The following is a 21935-nucleotide window of genomic DNA, read 5'->3' as shown; positions in this document are numbered from 1 at the left end:
GTCGTTACTCCCAGTCCGGTGCGAGGGCGTCCTCGAACTCTTCGATCTCGGTCTGTGTCAGGCCCGGCACGGCGAGGTCGTGCGGCGTCAGGCCACCCGCGTCGGGCCGCTGGGCGTACTCGGCCAGTGCGGTCAGCGCCGCGATCCAGCCGTCGGCGAGCTCACGGACGGCGGACTCCGGCAGGACGGCGGCGGCCCAGCTCCACGAGGCGGTCAGCCGGGGGCCGTCCGCGGTCTCCGTCACCGACGCGTTGATCTCGATGACGTGGGCGAGCGGCGTGTCCGCCTCCTCGCCCGGCGGGCGGGGCAGCCCGGTGGCGACCGACCAGTCGCCGGTCTCGTCGGCCAGGAAACGGCCGAGGTAGTTGAACCCGATCGGCGGGTGCCCGGCCCCGGCGAACGCGGCCGCGGTGTCCGGCCGCAGGTACCGGAGCCGGCCGTAGCCCAGGCCGTTGCCGGGCACGCCGCGGAGTTGCTCCTTGACGTGCTTGAGCACCGAGCCCGCGGCCACCCCACCGGCGTACGCCTCGGTCAGGTTCACCCCGCCGGTGTCGAGGAGCACCGGGTGCAGGGCGGTGAACCAGCCGGTCGTCCGGGACAGGTCCATCCCGGGCAACGCGGGATCCGTCCGCCCGTGTCCCTCCACCTCGACCAGCAGCGGCGCCCCGCGGTCGTTGTCCCGGCGCGCCATCGCCATCGCGAGGGCGGCCAGCAGGACGTCGTTCACCCCCGTGCCCACCACGGCAGGCACCGTGGTGAGGACGTGCCGGGTCACCTCGACCGGGAGGTCCCGCTCGAGCACGCCGGCCGTGCCCACGGTGTCGGCGCCGGCTTGCAGCGGGCGCGAGCCGAGCGGGGCGCCGCCGCGCAGCACACCGAGCCAGTGCTCCAGTTCGGCCCGCGTCGCGGGCGTCGCCGCCAGCTCGGCGGAGGCCCGCGACCAGCGGCGCAGCGAGTTGCCGGCGCGATCGAGCACCGGTTCCCGCCCGCGCGTGACGGCCTGCCACGCCTCGACCAGGTCGGGCAGCAGGACCCGCCAGGACACCCCGTCGACGGCGAGGTGGTTGGCCACCACCAGGACCAGGCCGGGCCGGTTCCCGCGGTCGAACCAGACGACCTGCAGCAGCATGCCGTCCTCGGGCGACAGGCGCTCCAGCGCGGCCGTGCCGTGCTCGCGGAGCGCGGCGTCGAGGTCGTCGTCGCCGAACGCGGTGGCGTCCACGCGGGTGACGTGCGGGCCGGACGGTTCCCTGTCCGGCTCGGGGACGACGCAGGTCCAGGTGTTCGCGTCGCCCGGATCGGCGATGCGGACCCGCATCCGCAGGCTGTCGTGCCGCCGCAGCACCGCGGCGACCGTGGCCTCCAGCGCCTCCAGGGTCACCGCCGGTGGCGACCAGAGCAGGGTGGACTGGTTGAACCGCCGGATCGGCGCCCGGCGCTCGGCCAGCCAGTGCATGACCGGGGAGGCGGGGAACTCACCGATCGCCTCCGCCACCGGCTCGGCCTCGGCCGTGCCGGCCGGGAGGGCGACGACCGCCAGCTCCGCCACCGTCCGATAGGTGAAGACGTCGGTCGCGGTGATCTCCAGACCGGCCCGGCGGGCCGCGGCGACCAGCTGGATCGCCATGATGCTGTCGCCGCCCAGGTCGAAGAAGGCCGCGTCGACGTCCACAGCCGCCTCGTCCAGGCCCAGGACCTGCGCGAACAACGGAACGAGCAGCCGCTCGGCGGCGGTCTCGGGTGCCCGGCCGGCCTCCGAGCCGAACTGCGGCGCCGGCAGGGCACGGCGGTCGAGCTTGCCGATCCCGCTCATCGGCAGCTCGGTGAGCTCGACGATCGCGGCCGGCGCCATGTAGTCGGGCAGGTTGCGCACGATCATCGTGCGCAGCCGGCCGACGTCGTAGCCCGGTCCGGGCACCACGTAGGCGACGATCCGCTTCTCGCCAGGCCGGTCCTCCCGCACCACGACGACGCAGGACACCACGCCCGGCGCGGCCGCGACGACCGCCTCGATCTCCCCCAGCTCGATCCGGAAGCCCCGCACCTTCACCTGGTCGTCGGCGCGGCCGATGAACTCCATCTGCCCCTGGGCGTTCCACCGGGCCAGGTCTCCGGACCGGTACATTCGCTCACCGGGAGGGCCGTACGGGTCGGCGACGAACCGCTCGGCCGTCAGATCGGGGCGGCCCCAGTAGCCGCGGCCGACCCCGGCCCCGGCGGTGTAGATCTCGCCCACCGCGCCCGGCGGGACCAGGCGCAGCCCCTCGTCGAGCAGGTAGTTGCGCATGTTGTCGGCGGACCGGCCGATCGGCACCGCGGCCGGCCAGGTGCCCGACAGCTCCGGAGCGGCGGTGTAGGCCAGGCACATGGCCGTCGCCTCCGTCGGCCCGTACGCGTTGACCACCCGGGCCGCGGGCGCGTGCTCGAGGACCCGGCGCACCGCGGCGGCGGGCAGCGCGTCGCCGCCGGCCGCCACCTGGCGCACCATGGCGAAGGCCTCCGGCTGTTCCTCGGCGATCACCCGGAACAGGCCGGTGGTCATGAACATCGAGGTGACGTCGTTCTCGCGGATGAGCCTCGCCATCACGTCGACGTCCACGTCGCCGGGCGGGGCCACGACCACGCATCCGCCGCGGATCAACGGAACCCACATCTCCAGGACCGAGCCGTCCCAGGCGTGCGGGGACTGCATCGCCACCCGCTGCGAGACGTCGTCCCAGTACCGGTCGCCGGCCATCGCCGCGATGTCGAGGTGGGTGATCGCGACGCCCTTGGGCTGACCGCTGGAGCCGGACGTGAACATCACGTACGCGAGGCACCGGGGTGAGATCGCGACGGCCGGATCGGTGTCCGGCAGCGACGCGGCGGGCTCGACGTCGGCGGACAGCACGGTGACATCGGTGTTCAGCCCCTCCGCCCGGGCCCGGTTCGGCTCGTCGACCAGCAGGAAGCCCGCTCCGACGCTGCTCAGCAGCCACTCCAGGCGACCGTCGGGGTTGGCCGCGCTGAGGGGCACGTACGCGGCGCCGGTCTTGACGATCCCGAGCAGGGTCGGCACCAGGTGCTCCGAACGGTCCATCAGCACGGCCACGCGGGACTCCGGGCCGACCCCGAGGCGAAGCAGCCGGTGGGCGAGCCGGTTCGCCCGCGTGTTCAGCTCCCCATGGGACAGGGTGCGGCCGTCGAACCGCACAGCCGCCGATTCCGGACGCTCGGCCGCGTGGCGGGCAACCAGTTCGGGCACCGACGCGATCGGGACCGGCAGTTCGGCGGCGGCCCAGGTTTCCAGCAGGTTCGTCCGCTCGTCGTCGACCAGCAGGTCGAACGAGGACACCCGGCTGCCCGGCCGGCCCGTCGTCTGCTCGAGCAGCAGCACCAGACGCTTGGCCAGGCGCTCGGCGGTCAGCGGGTCGAACCGGTCGGCGCTGTACTCCAGGGATCCGGCGCAGCCGGCCGGGCGGCCGTCGTCGTCGTGCTGCTCGGTGAGGGCGAAGGTCAGGTCGAACTTGGCCACCCCCAGCTCGACCTCGCCCGGCCGCACCGTGACGCCGGGCATGCCGGAGACCGCGGCGAGCGCGTCGCCGCCGGCCTCGTCGAACGTGAGGACCACCTGGAAGAGCGGGTGCCGGGACACCGAGCGCTGCGGCCGCATCGCCTCGACGAGCCGGTCGAACGGGACGTCCTGGTGCTCGAACGCCGCCAGGTCGAACTCCCGCACCCGCGCCACCAGGTCGGCGAAGGCCGGATCGCCGGACACGTCGGTGCGCAGCACCAGCGTGTTGACGAAGAACCCGACCACGCCGGCCAGCGCGTCGTGGCGCCGCCCGGCGACCGGCGACCCGATCGGCACGTCGGCTCCCCCGCCGAGCCGGGACAGCAGCACCGCCAGCGCGGCCTGCACCACCATGAAGGGCGTAGCCCGGCACTCGCGGGCCAGCGCCACGATCCGGTCGTGCACGGCGGCGGGCACAGTGAACGAGATTCGCCCGGCCCGGTGCAGGGCCCCCAGCGGCCGCGGGCGGTCCGCGGGAAGCACCAGCTCGTCCGGCAGGCCGGCCAGGGACTCCTGCCAGAAGGCCAGCTGACGGCCCAGTTCGGACTCCGGGTCGGACTCCACACCCAGCCGTTCGCGTTGCCACACCGCGAAATCGGCGTACTGCACGGTCAGCTCCGGCCACCCGGGAGCGTCACCGGCGAGCCGCGCCCGGTACGCCGCCGCGAGGTCACCGGCGAGGATCGGCAGCGACTCGCCGTCGCCCGCGATGTGGTGCAGCACGATGAGCAGGACCTGCTCGTCGGGCGCGAGAGTGAACAGGTGGAACCGCGCCGGCAGGTCGGTGGTGAGGTCGAACCCGGCCCGAGCGGCCTCGCCCAGAGCGGGTTCGAGCTCGTCCGGGGCCACCGGCGCCACTGTCAGACCGGCCTCCGCGTCGCGCCGGACGATCAGCCGGCCGTCCGTGCCGCCGCCGTCGTGCCCGATCACGGTGTGCAGGCTCTCGTGGCGCTCGATCACGTCGCGGACCGCGGACCGCAGCGCGGCCACGTCGAGGTCGCCGCTCAGCCGCAGCACGATCGGGATGTTGTAGGTCGCGTCCGGACCGGCCATCTGGTGGATCAACCACAGGCGCTGCTGCGCGTACGACAACGGCAGCCGCTCGGGACGCGGCAGCGGCAGGGCGAGGGCCGGTGCGCCGGGCGCGCCGGCGACCCGCTCGGCCAGCGCGGCGACCGTCGGGGCCTCGAACAGGTCCCGGACCCCGAGCTCCACACCCAGCACGGACCGCACCCGGGCGACGAGGCGGGTGGCCAGCAGCGAGTGGCCGCCGAGGTCGAAGAACGAGTCGTCGACGCCCACCCGGGGCAGGCCCAGCACCTCGGCGAACACCCCGCACAGGGCCTGCTGCGCGGCCGAGGACGCGGCCCGGCCCTCCGCCACGGTGACGACCGGGGCCGGCAGCGCGCCTCGGTCGAGCTTGCCGTTGACGGTCATCGGCAACCGCTCCAGCACGGTCACCGTGGCCGGCACCATGTAGTCCGGCAGCACCTCGGCGCTGCGGGCCCGTACAGCCGCGGCGTCGGTGCCCGGCCCGGCAACCAGGTAGGCGTGCAGCCGGCGGTCACCGGGCACGTCCTCGCGTACCGTCACGGCGGCCTGCTCAACGCCCGGCTCACCGGCCAGCACCGCCTCGACCTCGCTCAGCTCGATCCGGAAGCCGCGGATCTTCACCTGGTCGTCCGCCCGGCCGACGTACTGCAGGTCGCCGTCGGACGTCCGGCGCACCACGTCGCCGGTGCGGTACATCGGAGCGCCCGCCGGGTCGTACGGGCAGGCGACGAACCGTTGCGCGGTGAGCGCCGGGCGGCCCAGGTAACCGCGGGCCAGCCCGGCGCCGTGCACGTAGAGCTCGCCGGCCACGCCGACCGGCGCCGGCTGCAGGTGCTCGTCGAGGACGTACCCGGTCAGGTCGGGGATCGTCGCGCCGATCAGGCTGCGGCCCTCGCCGGACACCGTCGCCTGGTCGAGCGGGCGGTAGGTGACGTGCACCGTCGTCTCCGTGATGCCGTACATGTTGACCAGCCGGGGCGCGTCGCCGGCGTGCCGCTCGTAGAAGCCGGCGAGGCGGCGCAGGTCGAGGGCCTCGCCGCCGAAGATCACCAGGCGCACCGGCAGCGGCCCGGCCTCGGCCTGCATCAGCTGGGAGAAGGCGGACGGCGTCTGGTTGAGCACCGTCACCCCCTCGCGGCGGACCAGCGCGGCGAAGTCGGCGGGTGAACGGCTCACGTCCTGCGGCACGACTACCAGGCGTCCGCCGTGCAGCAGCGGGCCCCACATCTCCCACACCGAGAAGTCGAACGCGAACGAGTGGAACATCGTCCACACATCGCCGGGACCGAACTCGAACCAGTGCCGGGTGGCGGTGAACAGACGCTGCACCTGGCGGTGGGCGACCACCACACCCTTCGGCCGGCCGGTCGAGCCCGAGGTGAAGATGGCGTAGGCGGCGTTGCCGGGCCGCGCCCGCCCGGGCCTGTCGGTGCCGGGCCGGTCGTCCAGGGACACCTCGTCGAGCAGCACCCGGGGCACGCCGGCCGGCACCGCGTCCTGCAGCGACCGGGTTGTCAGCGCCAGCACCGGGGCGGCGTCGGCGGCGATCAGGGCGAGCCGTTCCGCCGGGTAGCCCGGGTCGGCGGGCACGTACACGCCGCCCGCCTTCAGCACCGCCAGCGCGGCCTGCGGCAGCAGTTCGGTGCGGGGCAACAGGATCAGGACCCGGGACTCGGGCCCGACGCCACGCTCCTCCAGCAGCCGGGCCAGCCGGTTGGCCGCCGCGTTGAGCTCCCGGTAGCGCACCGAGCGCTCCCCCGCCGTCACGGCGACGGCGTCGGGCGTGCGGCGGGCCTGGTCCTCGAACGTACGGTGCAGCGTCTCGCCCGCGGCACCCACCGGCTCGGCCGGAGCCGGACGGACAAGGGCCCGCTCGGCCGGTTCCAGCACGTCGTAGCGGGTGATCGGGCGACGCGGCTCCCGGACAGCGGTCTCGAGCACCGCCAGGAAGCGGCCCACCAGCCGGACCGCGGTGGCGCGGTCGAACAGGTCCGTGCGGTAGATCAGCCGGCCTTCGAGCCCCTCCGCGGCGTCGTCCGGGCCGTACCGCTCCGACAGGTCGAACAGCAGGTCGAACTTGGCCACGGCGCTGGGCACCGGCTCCGGGACAGCGGTCAGGCCGGGCAGCCCGGCCAGCGACCGGACGGCGTCCTGCCCGGTGGCGCCGTCGACGTTCAGGGCAACCTGGAACAGCGGGTGCCGGGCCATCGACCGGGCCGGGTTGAGCACCTCGACCAGCCGCTCGAACGGCAGGTCCTGATGGGCGTACGCCTCCAGGTCGGCCTGCCGCACCCGGGCCAGCAGCTCGGGGAAGGCCGGGTCGCCGGAGACGTCGGTGCGCAGCACCAGGGTGTTGACGAAGATGCCGACCAGGTCCCGCAGCACCGCGTCGGTGCGGTGGGCCATGGGCGTGCCGATCGGGATGTCGGCGCCCGCCCCGAGCCGGTTGAGCAGCGTGGCCAGCGCGGCGTGCAGCACCATGAACAAGGTGGCCTGGCGGCCGCGGGCGAGCCGGACCAGCTCGCCGTGCAGGGCCGCGGGGATGTCGAACGGCACGGTGTCGCCGCGCGGCACGCCGGTGACCTGCCGGGGACGGTCGGTGGGCAGCGCCAGCTCGTCGGGCAGGCCGGCCAGGGTCCGGCGCCAGAAGGTCAGCGCCCGCGACGCCGCGCTGTCCGGGTCGTCCTCCGCGCCGAGCTGCTCGGTCTGCCAGACGGCGAAGTCGGCGTACTGCACCGGCAACGGCTCCCACCGCGGGGCGGTTCCGGCATGCCGGGCCGTGTACGCCGTGGTGAGGTCGCGGGCCAGCGGCAGCAGGGATTCCGCGTCGCCCGCCACGTGGTGCAGCACCAGCAGCAGCACATGGGTCCGCGGGCCGAGCCGGAACAGGTGGCAGCGCAGCGGCGTCCGGGCCGCCAGGTCGAAGCCCTCGGCGGTGGCCCGCGCCAGCGCGTCCGGGAGCCCGGCCTCGTCGACCTCGGCCTCGGCCAGCCCGGGGCGGCCCGCCGCCGGTTCGACGATCACCTGGTACGGCCCGTCGGCGCTCTCGGCGAAAACGGTGCGCAGGCTCTCGTGCCGGTCGGTCACGTCGCCGAGCGCCGCGGCGAGCGCGGCCCTGTCCAGGGGGCCGGTGAGGCGCAACGCCATCGGCATGTTGTAGGTCGCGTCGGCCACCTGCAGCCGGTTCAGGAACCACAACCGGCGCTGGGCCGGCGACGCGGGGACCCTGTCCGGGCGGGGCCGGGCGGTCAGCCCGGAACTGCGGGCGGCCACGCCCAGCGCCTCGGCCAGGCCGGCGACGGTGGGCTTCTCGAACAGCACGCGCACCGGGACGTCGACCCCGAAGGCGGTGCGGATCCGGCCGATCAGCCGGGTGGCGAGCAGCGAGTGGCCCCCGAGCGCGAAGAACGACTCGTCGACGCCGACGCGGGCGGCCCCGAGCACGTCGGCGAAGATGCCGCAGAGCAGTTCCTCCTGCGGCGTACGCGGTTCCCCGCCGGCGCCGCCCGCGACCTTCGGGGCCGGCAGGGCGGCGACGTCGAGTTTGCCGTTGGGCGTGGTCGGCAGGTCCGGCAGGACGACCACGACCGACGGGACCAGGTGCTCGGGCAGCTCCCGTTCCAAGCGGGCACGCACGGCGGCCGGGTCCGGGTCGGCAACCCCGCCCGGCACCACGTAACCCACCAGCCGCCGGTCGCCCGGGGTGTCCTCGCGGACGACGACCACGGCCCGCGCCACGGCCGGGTCGCGCATCAGCGCCGACTCCACCTCGCCGGGCTCGATCCGGAAGCCACGCAGCTTCACCTGCTGGTCGGCCCGGCCGAGAAACTCCAGTTGCCCGTCGTCCGACCAGCGGGCCAGGTCGCCGGTGCGGTACATCCGGCCGCCCGGTTCGCCGAAGGGGCAGGCCACGAACCGCTCACCGGTCAGGCCCGGCCGGCCCAGATAGCCGCGGGCCAGCCCGGCCCCGGCGGCGTACAGCTCGCCTGTCCGGCCGGGGCCGACCGGGCGCAGATTGTGGTCCAGGACGTACACGCGGGTGTTGAGGACCGGCCGGCCGATCGGCGGGGTCACCGTGCCGGCCAGCGGGTCGCTCATGCTGACGCAGACCGTCGACTCGGTCGGCCCGTACGCGTTGATCATCCGCCGGCCCGGCGACCAGCGGCCCACGAGTTCGGGCGCGCACGCCTCACCCGCGACCACGAGCGTGCCCACGCCCGGCAGGGTGCCCGGGTCGAGCACCGCGAGCGCCGAGGGCGGCAGTGTCACGTGGGTGATGCGTTCGGCGGTGAGCAGCTCGGTCAGCGGCCCGCCGGGGCGCAGCCGGTCGGCCGGGGCCAGGACGAGGGCGGCGCCGCTGAACAGCGCCATGCAGATCTCGGAGACCGCGGCGTCGAAGCTGGGCGAGGCGAACTGCAGGACCCGCGACTCCTCGGTCACGGCGAAGCGCTCGATCTGTGCGGCGGCCAGGCTGGGAATGCCGGCGTGGGTGACCACGACGCCCTTCGGCCGGCCGGTGGAGCCGGAGGTGTAGATGACGTAGGCCGCCTGCTCCGGGCGCAGCGGCCCGCCGCGCTCCCGGTCGGACAACGGCTCCGCGGCCGGCCCGGCCGACGGGTCCTCCTCGTCGAGGCGAACCTTTTCCGGCCCGCCCGCCGGCAGCTCCGCGGCCACGGCCGTCGTCGTCAGCACCAGCGCCGGGGCGGCATCGGCGAGCAGGTACGAGATCCGTTCGGCCGGGTATCCGGGGTCGACCGGGACATGGACCGCGCCCGCCTTCAGGACACCCAGCACCGCGACGACGAACAGCTCGCTGCGGGGCAGTGCCAGCGCCACTCGCTGCTCGGCGCCGACACCGCGCCCGGCGAGATACCGGGCCAGCCGGTTGGCGCGGGCGTCGAGTTCGGCGTACGTCAGCCGGGTGTCGCCGCAGACGACGGCCACCCGCTCCGGGGTCCGCGCTGCCTGCTCCTCGAACAGCTCGGGCAGGGTCGCCCGGGACAGCTCGGCGGCGCTGCGGTTGAAGTCCTCCACCACCCGGCGGCGCTCCGCCGGGTCCACCAGGTCCAGCCGGTCGATCGGCCGGTCGGCCCCCGCGACGACGGACCGCAGCACCCCCAGCAGCAAGCCGGCGACCCGGCTCGCGGTCCCCTCCGGCAACACGTCCGTACGGTGGTCCAGCCGGAAACGCAGCCGCGCGCCGGGCATGGCGATCAGGCCCAGCGGGTAGTGCGCCGCGTCCCGTCCGGTGACCCCGCGGACCCGCAGACCCGGCGCCACGGGCCGGTCGGCCACCGCCTCCAGCGGGTAGTTCTCGAAGACCATCGAGGTGTCGAACAGCGGGCCCAGGCCGTGCGCCTGCTGGATGCCGGCCAGCCCGGCGTGGTGGTGTCCCAGCATGCGGGCCTGTTCGTCCTGGATCCGGGACAGGAGCGCGGCGAGCGGCTCCGAGCGGCGGAGCACCACCCGCAGGGGCACCGTGTTGACGAACATCCCGACCATCCGGTCGGCCTCCGGGACCTCCGGCTGCCGGCCCGCGACGGTGATGCCGAAGACGACGTCGTCGCGGCCGAGCAACCGGCCGATCACGATCGCCCAGGCCCCCTGGAGCACCGTGTTGAGGGTCAGGCCCTGCCCGCGCGCCCAGGCCGCCAGGTCGCCCGACTCGGCCTCGGTGAGCTCGAAGGTGTGGCTGCTCGGCGGCTCGGCAGGCGTGGTGGCCGCGGAGGCCACCAGGCTCGGCTGGGTCAGCCCGGCCAACGTCGTGCGCCAGGCCTCCCGGGTGGCCGCCGCGTCCTGCCGGGCCAGCCACGCGTAGTGGTCGCGGGGCGGCGGGGCGTCGGCCGGGGCCGGGGCGCCCGGCTCGGCGGCGTAGCCGGCGAAGAGATCCTTCAGCAGGACTGGCAGTGACCAGCCGTCCAGAACGATGTGGTGGTTGGTCAGCACGAGCCGGTGCCGGTCGGGAGCGGACCGCACGAGCAGGAAACGCACCAGGGGCGGCGCGGTGAGGTCGAAGCGGCGCCGCAGGTCGTCGTCGAGCAGCCGCTGCTCCTCGGCGTCCCGCCGGTCCGGCTCCACGTCGCTCAGGTCGGCCTCGGCCCAGGGCAGCTCCGCGGTCCGCAGGACGACCTGGGCCGCCCGGCTCAACGACTCGTAGCGGAACGACGTCCGCAGCGCGATGTGCCGGCGCACCAGGGCCTCGGCCGCCACCCGCAACCGGGCCGCATCCAGCGGCCCGTCGAGGTCGAGGATCGTCTGGACGTGATAGACGTCGGCCGAGCCGGAGTCGTACGCGTGGTGGAAGAGCATGCCCTCCTGCACCGGGGAGAGCGGCAGAATGTCTTCGATGGGGCGGGTGCTTCGGCTCACCGGAACGCCTCCAGTTCGGCTTCGAGCAGGTCGATGTCCTGCTGGTCGAGATGGGACAGGGCGACGTCGGACGGGGTGAAGCCGCCCGGGTCCAGCTGCCCGGCGCGCTGGGCGAACCGGTGCAGCCAGGCGAACCACCGCTCGGCCAGGCGGGTCACCGCGGGCCGGTCGAGCAGGCTGGGCGCCCAGGTCCAGCGGGCGACCAGCTGCGGGCCGTCCGATCCGTCCTCGGTGACCGCGTTCACCTCGACGGCGTGGCTCAGGGGCATCTCCGGCTCGGCCGCGCTGACGAGCTCGGCGCCCTCCAGCAGGGCGGAGAAGTCGGAGTCGCCGGCGGCGAACCGGCCGAGGTAGTTGAACCCCATGGCGGGCTCCGGGGCGGTGAAGGCGGCCGCCGTACGGGGGTTCAGGTAACGCAGCAGGCCGTAGCCGAGGCCTCCGTCCGGCACGGCCCGCAACTGCTCCTTGACGTGTTTCAGCGCGGCCTCGGCGTCGCCGCGGTAGAGCCCGCTCAGGTCCAGCCGGACCGGGTACTGGCTGGTGAACCAGCCCACGGTGCGCGACAGGTCGGTGCCGCGCCGGCGCTCCTCGGCCCGCCCGTGTCCCTCGACCGAGATCGTCAGCCGGTCGGCCGGGCCGCCGTCCAGCTCCGCCAGCCAGTCGGTGGCGACCAGGGCCAGCCCGGTCAGCAGCAGCTCGTCCACGCCGGCCCGGAAAGCTGGGGCGAGTTCGAGCAGGGCGCGGGTGACCTCGACCGGGAGGCGCAGCCCGAGGTGGCCGGCGGCGCCGGCGGTGTCCCGGGCCGGGTCGAGGCGGCGCGCACCGAGGCCGGCCGTGTCGAGCACCCCCAGCCAGTGACCGAGGTCCGCGGTCACCTGCTCCGACGCGGCGTCGTCGCGCAGCTGATGGGCCCACGCCCGCAGCGACGTCCCCACGGGCGGCAGCTCGGGTACCCGGCCGGCCGACAACGCCCGCCAGGCCGTGGCCAGGTCGGACAGCAGAATGCGCCAGGAGACGCCGTCCACGACCAGGTGGTGGGCCATCAGCAGCAGGCGGCCCGGTTCGGCGGGGCCGCGGTCGAACCAGACGGCCTGCACCATCCGGCCCTCGCCGGGCGCCAGCCGGCCGCGCGCGGCCAGCGCCTCGGCCCGCATCAGCTCGGCCAGGTCCCGGGCGGTGCGTCCGGCGGCGTCGACCCGGCGCACCAGCGGCCCGGCGGCCACGGATCCGCGCTCGCGGACCTCCAGCCCCGGCTCGCCGGGATCGGTGCGGCGCAGGCGCAGGGCGTCGTGGTGGTCGAGCAGTGCCTGCACGGCGGCGGTGAGGTCGGCCTGTCCGGCGGCGGCCGGCATCCGCACCAGCATCGCCTGGTGGAACTGCTCGTCGTGGCCGGAACGGGCGAAGCGCCGCATCAGCGGCAGGGCCGGCAGCTCGCCGATCGGCGAGATCGCCGGTTCCGCCGGGCCGGAGTCCAGCGGCGTGGCGACGGCCGCGAGGCCGGCCACCGTACGCCGGTCGAAGACGTCCCTGACGTTGATCAGCAGGCCGGCCCGGCGGGCGCGGCCGACCAGGTCGAGGGCGAGGATGCTGTCGCCGCCGAGGTCGAAGAAGCCGTCCTCGGCGCCGGGCCGGGGCACACCGAGAACCTCGGCGAACAGGGCCGCGAGCTGGATCTCGCGGTCACCGCGGGGCGGGCGCGACCGCCCGCCGGGATCGACGGCGGGGGCGGGCAGGGCACGCCGGTCGAGCTTGCCGTTCGTGGTCACCGGCAACGCGTCCATCGTGACGAAGGCGACCGGCACCATGTACTCCGGCAGCTCGCCGCCCAGGTGCACCCGCAGGTCGTCCGGGGTGACGGCGGGCGTTGCGGACGGCACGACGTAGCCGGTCAGCCGCTGGTCGCCCGGCCTGTCCTCGCGAACCACCACCGCGCAGGCCGCGATGCCGGGGTGGCGGGCCAGCACCGTCTCGATCTCCCCCAGCTCGATCCGCAGGCCGCGCAGCTTCACCTGGTCGTCGACCCGGCCGAGGAAGTCCAGGCTGCCGTCGCGGCGGCGTCGGACCAGGTCACCGGTGCGATACATCCGGGAGCCCGGGGGGCCGTACGGGTCGGCGACGAAGCGCTCCGCGGTGAGGCCGGGCCGGTTCAGGTAGCCCCGGGCCAGTCCGGTGCCCGCGAGGTACAGCTCGCCGGACACACCCGGGGGCGCCTGGCGTCCGCGGGCGTCGAGAACGTGCAGCCGGGTGTTCCAGATGGGGCGCCCGATCGGCACGGGACCGTCCCCGGCGTCCGGACGGCACTCGTGGAAGGTCACGTCGACCGCGGCCTCGGTCGGCCCGTACAGGTTGTGCAGCGGCGCGCCGATCGCCTGGTGGTACCGGCGCTGGAGCTCGCGGCTCAGCGCCTCGCCGCTGACGAACACGCGGCGCAGCGTGGGGCAGCCCCGGCCGTCGACGTGCTCGACGAACGGCCGCAGCATCGACGGCACGAAATGCACGGTGGTGACCCGCCGGGACGTGATCAGCTCGGCCAGGTACTGCGGGTCGCGGTGGCCGTCGGGCCGGGCCACCACGAGGGCGGCGCCGGTCAGCAGCGGCCAGAAGAACTCCCACACGCTGACGTCGAAGCCGGACGGCGTCTTCTGCAGCACCCGGTCCGTGGCGTCGAGCCGGTGCATCCCCTGCATCCAGGCCAGCCGGTTGACGATCGCGCGGTGGCTGACCTGGACACCCTTCGGCCGGCCGGTCGATCCGGAGGTGTAGATGACGTACGCCGGGTGGGCCGGGTCGAGGTCGTCGAGCGCCGGTGCGGCCGCGTCACCGGTGGCGAGCAGTCGCCGGATCCGCGGGCTGTCGAGCAGCAACCGGGGCGGGCCGTCGGCCGGCAGCGCCTTGGCGGCATCCACTGTGGTCAGCGCGAGCACGGGGGCCGCGTCCCGGCACATGTGAGCGATGCGGTCGGCCGGGTGGTCGAGTTCGACGGGCAGGTAGGCGCCACCGGCCTTGACGACGGCCACGAGCGCGAGCACGAGCTCCACCGACCGGGGCGCCGCGACCGCCACCACCCGCTCCGGTCCGACGCCGGCCCGGCGCAGCTCGGCGGCGAGCCGGTTCGCCCGCGCGTCGAACTCCGCATAGGTCAGCTCGGTTCCCTCGAAGACGACAGCGGTGTGGTCGGCGGCGGCGACCGCCTGCGCGTTCAGCAGGGCCGCCAGGGTTTCGCCGGGCACGGGGTGACCGGTGTCGTTCCATCGGGTCAGCTGCCGGCGCTCGTCCGGGTCGAGCAGGTCGATCTGGCTCACCGGCCGGTCCGGGTCGGCGGCGACCGCGGCGAGCAGCCGGCCGAGACGGGCCGCGAGATCCCGCGCCGTGGCCTCGTCGAACAGGTCGGTGCTGTATTCGAGGAACCCGCGCAGGCCGCCCGGTGCTCCCTGCGGCCCGTGCAGCTCGTCCAGCGACAGGGACAGGTCGAACTTGGCGTCCCCGGGATCCACCGGCTCGATGTCGACGTCGAGGCCCGGCAGCGCAACGATCGACGTCCGGGCGGCGTCGTTGCCGGTGTTGTCCAGCGCGAGCATCACCTGGAAGAGCGGGTGCCGCGACAGCGACCGGGCCGGCTTCAGCGCGTCGACCAGCCGCTCGAACGGCAGATCCTGATGCGCGTAGGCGGCGAGGGCAGCCTCGCGGGAGCGGTCCAGCAGACCGGCGAAGGTGGGGTCGTCCTCGAGGTCGAGCCGCAGCACCACGGTGTTGACGAAGAACCCGATGAGATCGTCGAGCGCCTCGTCCGTACGCCCCGCGACCGGAACCCCGATGGGGATGTCGGAGCCGGCGCCGACCCGCGACAGCAGGCTCGCCAGCGCCGCGTGCACCACCATGAACAGGGTCGCGCCCCGGCCGCGGGCGAGGCCGGCCAGCCGCTCGTGCAGTTCGGGCGTCACGGACACCTCGACCCGGCGTCCCGCGTGCGACGGCACGGCCGGGCGGGCGCGGTCGACCGGCAGGGCCAGTTCCTCGGGGAGCCCGGCCAGCGTTTCGGTCCAGTACGCGAGCTGGCGGGCCAGCACGCTGCCGGGATCGGCGGCGTCGCCGAGCAGCCGCCGCTGCCAGAGCGTGTAGTCGGAGTACTGCACGGGCAGCTCCGCCCACTCCGGCGCCCGGCCCTGCCGCCGGGTCGTGTACGCCGTGGCCAGGTCCCGTGCCAGCGGCCCGAAGGACCAGCCGTCGCCGCTGATGTGGTGCAGCACCAGCACCAGCACGTGGTCGTTCTCGTCGAGGCGCAGCAGGTGGCAACGCAGCGGCGGCTGGGCGGCCAGGTCGAACGGCTCCCGCGCGAGCCTCGTCAGCTCGGCGTCGAGCTCGGCCGCGGTCACCGGCGCCGCGACGAGCTCCGGTGTCGCCGCGGCGGCCGGGAGCACCAGCTGGCCGGGCTCGGGGCCGTCCGCGGCGACCAGGGTACGCAGGCTCTCGTGCCGGGCCACCACGTCGCCGATCGCCGCCCGCAGCGCCCCGGCGTCGAGGTCGCCGCGCATCCGCAGCACCATCGGCAGGTGGTACGCGGCGTCGGCCCGGTCGACCCGGTGCAGCACCCAGAGCCGCCGCTGGGCGTTGGACAGCGGCACCCGCTCGGGGCGGTCACCGGCGGTCAGCGCGGGACGCCGGACCTCGCCGGAGTCGCCGAGGAGCCCGGCCAGCGCGGCCGGGGTACGCGCGTCGAACAGCTGCCGCACGGAAACCTCGCGGCCCACCACCGACCGGATGCGCGCGATCAGCCGGGTGGCGAGCAACGAGTGGCCGCCGAGCGCGAAGAAGTCGTCGTGCGCGGCGACCGACGTGATCCCCAGGATCTCGGCGAACGCGGCGCAGAGCAGTTCCTCGGTGGGCGACCGGAACCCGCGCCCGGACCGGCCCGCGGCGTGGTCGGGCGCGGGCAGCGCGTTGCGGTCCAGCTTGCCGTTGGGGGTGCTCGGCAGTTCCGCCAGCACGACGACCGCGGCCGGGACCATGTACTCCGGCAAAGCCTCGGCGGCCCAGGACCGGAGCTCCGCGGGCTCGAGCGTGGCTCCGGCGGCCGGCACGACGTAGGCGACCAGCCGCCGGTCGCCGGGCCGGTCCTCGCGCAGCAGCACCGTCACGCGGCTCACCCGCTCGTGCCCGGCCAGCGTGGCCTCGATCTCGGCCGGCTCGATGCGGTAGCCACGCAGCTTGACCTGGTGGTCCACGCGGCCCAGGTAGTCCAGCCGGCCGTCCGGGGTCCACCGGGCCAGGTCACCGGTCCGGTACATCCGCTCGCCGGGCGGCCCGTACGGGCAGGCGATGAACCTTTCCGCGGTCAGGCCCGGGCGGTGCAGATACCCCTGGGCCAGGCCGTCGCCGGCGAGGTAGAGCTCGCCGGTCGTCCCGGCCGGCAGGGGCCGCAGACCGGCGTCGAGCACGTACGCCCGGGTGTTGTCGATCGGCTGCCCGATCCCCGGTGTCCCCGCCTCGGACCGGACCGCCAGCGTGGTGGAGTACACGGTGGTCTCGGTCGGGCCGTACAGGTTGATCACCGCGCGCGTCCGCCGGACCAGATCGGCGGCCAGGTCCGACGGGAGCGCCTCCCCGCCCACCAGGGCCCGCACCCGGGTCAGGTCGGCGTCGGTCCCGGTGACCAGCGCGTGCCACAGGCTGGGCGTGGCCATCATGGCGGTGATGTCCTGCCGGGCCAGTTCGGCGGCGAGCGCGGCCGGGTCACGGACCACCTCACGGTCGGCCAGCACGACCGCCGCGCCGACGGCCAGCGGCAGGAACAGCTCGATCACCGACATGTCGAAGCTGACCGTGGTGACCGCGAGGAGCCGGTCGGCCGGCGTGAGCGGGACCGGCCCGGACATCGCGGTCAGGAAGTTGACCATCGCGTGTCCGGGGATCACGACGCCCTTCGGCCGGCCGGTCGAGCCGGAGGTGTAGATGACGTACGCCGGCAGGGCCGGGCTGAGCAGGCCCCGCGGCGACGCCGGGCCCGCCGCGGCGAGCCGCTGCCGGGTCGGCGCGGTGTCGAGCAGGAGCCGCGGCGGGCCGCCGGCCGGCAGCTGTTCCGCGGTCTCCGTCGAGCTCAGCACGAGCGTGGGAGCGGCGTCGTCGAGCATGAAGGCGAGCCGGTCGGCAGGGTGGCCGGTGTCCAGCGGAAGATAGGCGGCGCCGGTCTTCAGCACCGCCAGCAGGGCCACCAGGAGCAGTTCGTCGCGGCCGAGCGCCACCGCGACGATGCGGCCCGGCCCGGCGCCGTGCTCGACGAGCAGGCCGGCCAGACGCTCGGCGCGCCGGTCGAGTTCGGCGTAGGTCAGGGTGGTGTCGCCGTGCACGACGGCGGGACGCTGCGGGACGAGGGCGACCTGCGCCTCGAACAGCCGGCTGGGACACAGCCCGAGCGGCGGCCGGGCGGTGTCGTTCCAGACTGTGAGCACCTGGCGGCGCTCGACCGGATCGAGGAGCTCCACCTGGGACACCGGCGTCCGGGGCGCGCGGGCGAGTTCCCGCAGGGCCCGCAGCAGCCGGTCCGCGATCGTGCGGGCCGCCTCCGGGGTGATCAGGTCGGGCTGGTGGTCGAGCCGGAACCGGAGGCGGTCGCCGGGCAGGACGATCACAGTCAGCGGGTAGTGGGTCGCGGCCTGGGCGTCCATCCCCACCAGGCGCAGGCCGGTCGAGCGGGCGAGGTCGTCCAGGGCGGCGGGCTCGATCGGGTAGCTCTCGAAGGCCAGCAGGCTGTCGAACAGCTCGTCGGCGCCGGCCGCCCGCTGGATGTCGGCCAGGCCGAGATGCTGATGCTCCAGCAGCGCCGCGTACTCGCTCCAGAGGCGCGCGAACACGCCGGCCGCGCTCTCCGCGGGATCCAGCCGCACCCGGACCGGCACGGTGTTGATGAGCATGCCGACGATGTCGTCGACGGCCGGCACCTCGGGGGACCGGCCGGCCACCGTGGTGCCGAAGACCACGTCGTCGCGTCCGGTCAGCAGCCGGAGCACGAGCGCCCAGGCCGTCTGCACGACGACGTTGACGGTCACCCCGTAGCGGCGCGCTGTCTCGCGGAGCGCGGACGTCTCCTCGGCCGGCAGCTCGACGGTCACCTGCCGCGGGCGTACGGGTGTCCTGTCCGGTGTCGTCGCGGCGAGCCGGGTGGGTCCGTCCAGCCCGCTCAGCGCGTCCCGCCAGGCCTCGGCCGCCGCGGGCCGGTCCTGCGCGGCCAGCCAGGCGAGGTGGTCGACGTGGGACGGGGCGGGCGGCAGGGCGGCCGGGCCGCCGTCGGAGTACAGCGCGAGGAGGTCCCGGACCAGCACGGGCAGCGACCAGCCGTCGACGAGGATGTGGTGGAAGGTCAGCGCGAGCCGGTGCCGCTGCGCGCCGAGGGTCAGCAGGGCACAGCGCGCCAGCGGCGCGTCCTCGAGCGTGAAGCGGCCCCAGCGCTGCTCCTCCAGCAGCGTCGCGGCGTCGGCGGGCCGGTCGGTGAGGTCGTGGTGCTGCCAGGGCGCCCGCACGTCCGTGACGACCTGTACGGGGCGGCTGAGCCCGGTACGCACGCCCGCCCGCAGCCCGGTGTGCCGCCGCAGCAGGGCCACCCAGGCGGCCCGCAGGCGGTCCGGGTCGAGCGGGCCGGTCAGGTCGAGCGACACCTGCACGGTGTAGGGATCCGAGGCCGCGGTGTGGTTCTGGGCGATGTAGAGCAGACCCTCCTGCAGCGGGGTCAGCGGTGCCACGGCAGCGCCGGCCGGCTCCCGTTCGAGCAGGCCGGCGAGCTCGGCGCCGGGCAGCGGTGGCGGCGCCGGGGCGTACGCGCTCCCACCGTCGGCGGGCAGCTCGGCGCAGACCGCGGCCAGCCCGGCCGGCGTCACCACCTGCATGATGTCGCGAACCGTCACCGTGAACCCGGCCCGGCGGGCCCGTCCGGCCACGCGGAGCGCCAGCACGCTGTGGCCGCCGAGGTCGAAGAAGCCGTCGTCCGGTCCCACCCTGTCCAGGTGCAGCGCCTCGGCGAACAGGTCGCACCAGAGCTTCTCGAGCCGGTTGGCCGGGGCCCGGCCCTCGCCCGGTGCGGCGCGCCGGGGCGCGGGGAGCGCGGCCCGGTCCAGTTTGCCGTTGGGGGTGAGCGGCAGGGCCGGCAGCACGGTGAGAGTGGCCGGCAGCAGGGGTTGCGGCAGGCGGCCGGCCAGGTGCCGGCGCAGCTCGGCGGGATCGATGTCCTCGCCGGGGGCCGCGACGACGTAGCCGTGCAACCGCTGCTCGCCGTCCGGATCGGGGTGCGCCGCGGCGGCCGCGGCGGCGACGTGGGCGCCGGCGGACAGGGCCGCCTCGACCTCGCCCAGTTCGACGCGGAAGCCGCGGATCTTCACCTGGTGATCGGCACGGCCCAGGTGGTCGAGAGCGCCGTCGAGGCGCCGCCGCACCAGGTCACCGGTGCGGTACATCCGCTCCCCCGGCGGCCCGGACGGGCAGGCCACGAAACGCTCGGCGGTCAGGGCGGGCCGGCGCAGATAGCCACGGGCCAGACCCAGCCCGGCGACGTAGAGCTCGCCGGCCGCACCGGGCGGCACCGGGCGCAGCTGGTCGTCGAGCACGTAGGCCCGGGTGTTCCAGATCGGCCGGCCGATTGCCACGTCGCCGGGCCGGCAGGCGGCGAACAGGCTGTCCCCGCTGGCTTCCGAGGCGCCGTAGAAGTTGACCAGCTCGGCGCCGGGCAGGGCGCGGGCGAATCGGTCGGCGTAGGCCGGTGGCAGGGCCTCGCCGCTGGTCACCCAGAGCCGGCAGGTCGCGAGGCCGGCCACGTCGCCGTCGAGCAGAGCGCCGAGCAAGCTCGGCACCACGGTCAGGCGCCCGGCCCGATGCCGGGCCACCAGGGCGGCGAGGTCGCCGGCGCCGGCGCCGTCGGAGGCTCCGGCGAGCACGACGACGCCGCCGTGCAGCAGCGGCCCCAGCAGTTCGGTGGACCCGTCGATGAAGCTCATCGAGCTCTTCGCCAGCACCGGCGCGTCCGTCGCGTACGGAAACGCCGAGGCGCCCCAGGCGAGCCGGTTGACCGCTCCGGCGTGCAGGCCGATCACACCCTTGGGCGCCCCGGTGGAGCCGGAGGTGTAGATCAGGTAGGCCGGGTGCTGGGGTTTTCGCGGGCGCCGCAGTTCCGCCTCGGCGAGGTCGTGTCCCGGCGCGGCGGTCAGCCGGTCCGTCGTGGCCTGGCTGTCCAGCACCAGGGCCGGCGCCTCGTGACCGGCCACCGCGCCGGCCGACTCGCGGGTGCTCAGCAGCAGAGCCGGAGCGGCGTCGGTCAGCATGTAGCGGATCCGGTCGGCCGGGTAGGAGAGGTCGATCGGGCAGTACGCCGCGCCGGCCTTCAGCACGGCCAGCAGGGCGATCACCAGCTGGTCGGTGCGCGGCACGGCCACCGCGACGAAGTCCTCGGCGCCCACGCCCTCGGCGACCAGCACCCGGGCCAGGCGGTTGGCGGCCGCGTTGAGGTCGCCGTAGGTGAGGGTGACCGGGCCCGCTCGCAGGGCGACGCGGCCGGGGTCCCTACGCGCCTGCCGCTCGAAGGCTTCCGGCAGGGTCGAGGCGGGGACCGGGTGGACGGTGTCGTTCCAGTCCTCGAGCCGGGCCAGCTCGGCCGCGTCCATGAGCTCGGCAGAGCCGAGCGGCCGGCCGGGGCGGTCGGACAGCCGCCCGAGCAGGTGGGCGAACCTGTCCCGGTGCGCGGTCAGCTCGCCGTCCGGCCGGCCCGCGGCCGACAGGAAGTCGACGTGGATGCCCTGTTCCGGGTCGCCGTAGACGTTGACGACCAGGTCGCCCACCGGTCCGGTGGAGAGCTGGTGCGCGGTGGCACGGCAGTCGCCGAACGCCGGGGACCCGGGGAAGCCCATCACGTTGACCACCACGCCGGCGCCGCCCCCACGCCGGCGCAGCTCGGCACTGCGATGCCGCTGGTGCCGCAGCAGCTCACCGGTCTGTTCGGTGGTGTGCCGGACGAGGTCGCCGAAGGTCGAGGCCGGCTCGATCGTCAGCCGCAACGGCAGCTCGTTGGCGAGCATCGCCGGAGTGGTGAGCGCGCCGGGGGTGGTCCGTGCGGTCACGGGCAGGGTCAGCTCGACATCCCGGGCGCCGGTCATCCGGTGCACGTAGGCGGCGAGCCCGGCGATGAAAACCGACGACCAGCGGCTCCCGGCGCCGCCGGCGACCGATCGGAGCCGGTCGGCCTGCTCGGCGGGGAGCGTCAGCGAGGTCCGGGTCACCGGGCCGTCGGCGCGGCCGGGCCCGGCGACGAGGGCGGCGTTCGCCGGCGGTTCGGCCGGCAGGGATTGCCAGTACGCCGCCGCACGCCGCCCACGCGGCGTGTTTCCGAAGGCGCGCTCCTCGGCCGCGAGGGCGGTGAGCGGCACGTGCCGGGCCGCCGGGGGCTCGTTGCCGGCGACCAGTGCGGAGTAGACGGTCGCGAGGCGGCGGAAGTGCAGGGCCTGACCGAAGCCGTCGAGCACCAGGTGGTGGTACCGGAAGTAGAGCAGGTGCCGGTCCGGCGCCAGCCGGAGGACGATGTGCCGGTGCGGTGGGTGGGGCCCGGCGAGGTCCGCGCCGGAGGTCAGGTCGTGCTCCATCCGGCGGTGCGCCTCGGCGGCCGGATCCGGGTGGCCGGCCACGTCGGCGACCAGCAACGGCCGCGGCGTGCCGGACGCCGGTTCCTGCCACAGCTGCCCGTCCTCGTCGACCAGGCGCAGCCGCAGCGTCTCGGTCTCCCGTACGGTCTGCTCCACTGTGCGGGCGAGCACGTCGACGTCGAGGGCGCCGACGAGGTCCAGGTAGCCGGCGCAGAGAAATCGGGAGCTGTCCGGCTCCAGCTGCTGAGCGATCCAGATGCCGACCTGCGCCGGAGTCGCCGGGTGGCGGTCGGTTCGGATTTCGGACAAGGATTTCCCCTTCGTACGGCGCGAACGGTCGGCGAGGG

General features: G+C 75.2%; 2 protein-coding genes. Both read right to left on the bottom strand.

Annotated features, from left to right (window positions below; translation table 11 throughout):
- Window positions 1–4 precede the first annotated feature (4 nt).
- Entirely contained in the window at window positions 5–10975 is a 10971-nt protein-coding gene (locus tag C8E87_RS28730) for a non-ribosomal peptide synthetase (RefSeq protein WP_133875962.1), read from the bottom strand.
- Window positions 10972–21897, bottom strand: coding sequence for a non-ribosomal peptide synthetase (locus tag C8E87_RS28725; RefSeq protein WP_133875961.1), 10926 nt, complete (start codon window positions 21895–21897; stop codon window positions 10972–10974). Before C8E87_RS28725 ends, C8E87_RS28730 begins: the two co-directional genes overlap by 4 nt.
- Window positions 21898–21935: the final 38 nt, after the last annotated feature.

It is taken from the genome of Paractinoplanes brasiliensis, from assembly GCF_004362215.1.
Classification (GTDB): Bacteria; Actinomycetota; Actinomycetes; order Mycobacteriales; family Micromonosporaceae; genus Actinoplanes; species Actinoplanes brasiliensis.
The sequence above is the reverse complement of the archived record's forward strand: the minus strand, read 5'-3'. Positions and strand labels throughout refer to the sequence as shown.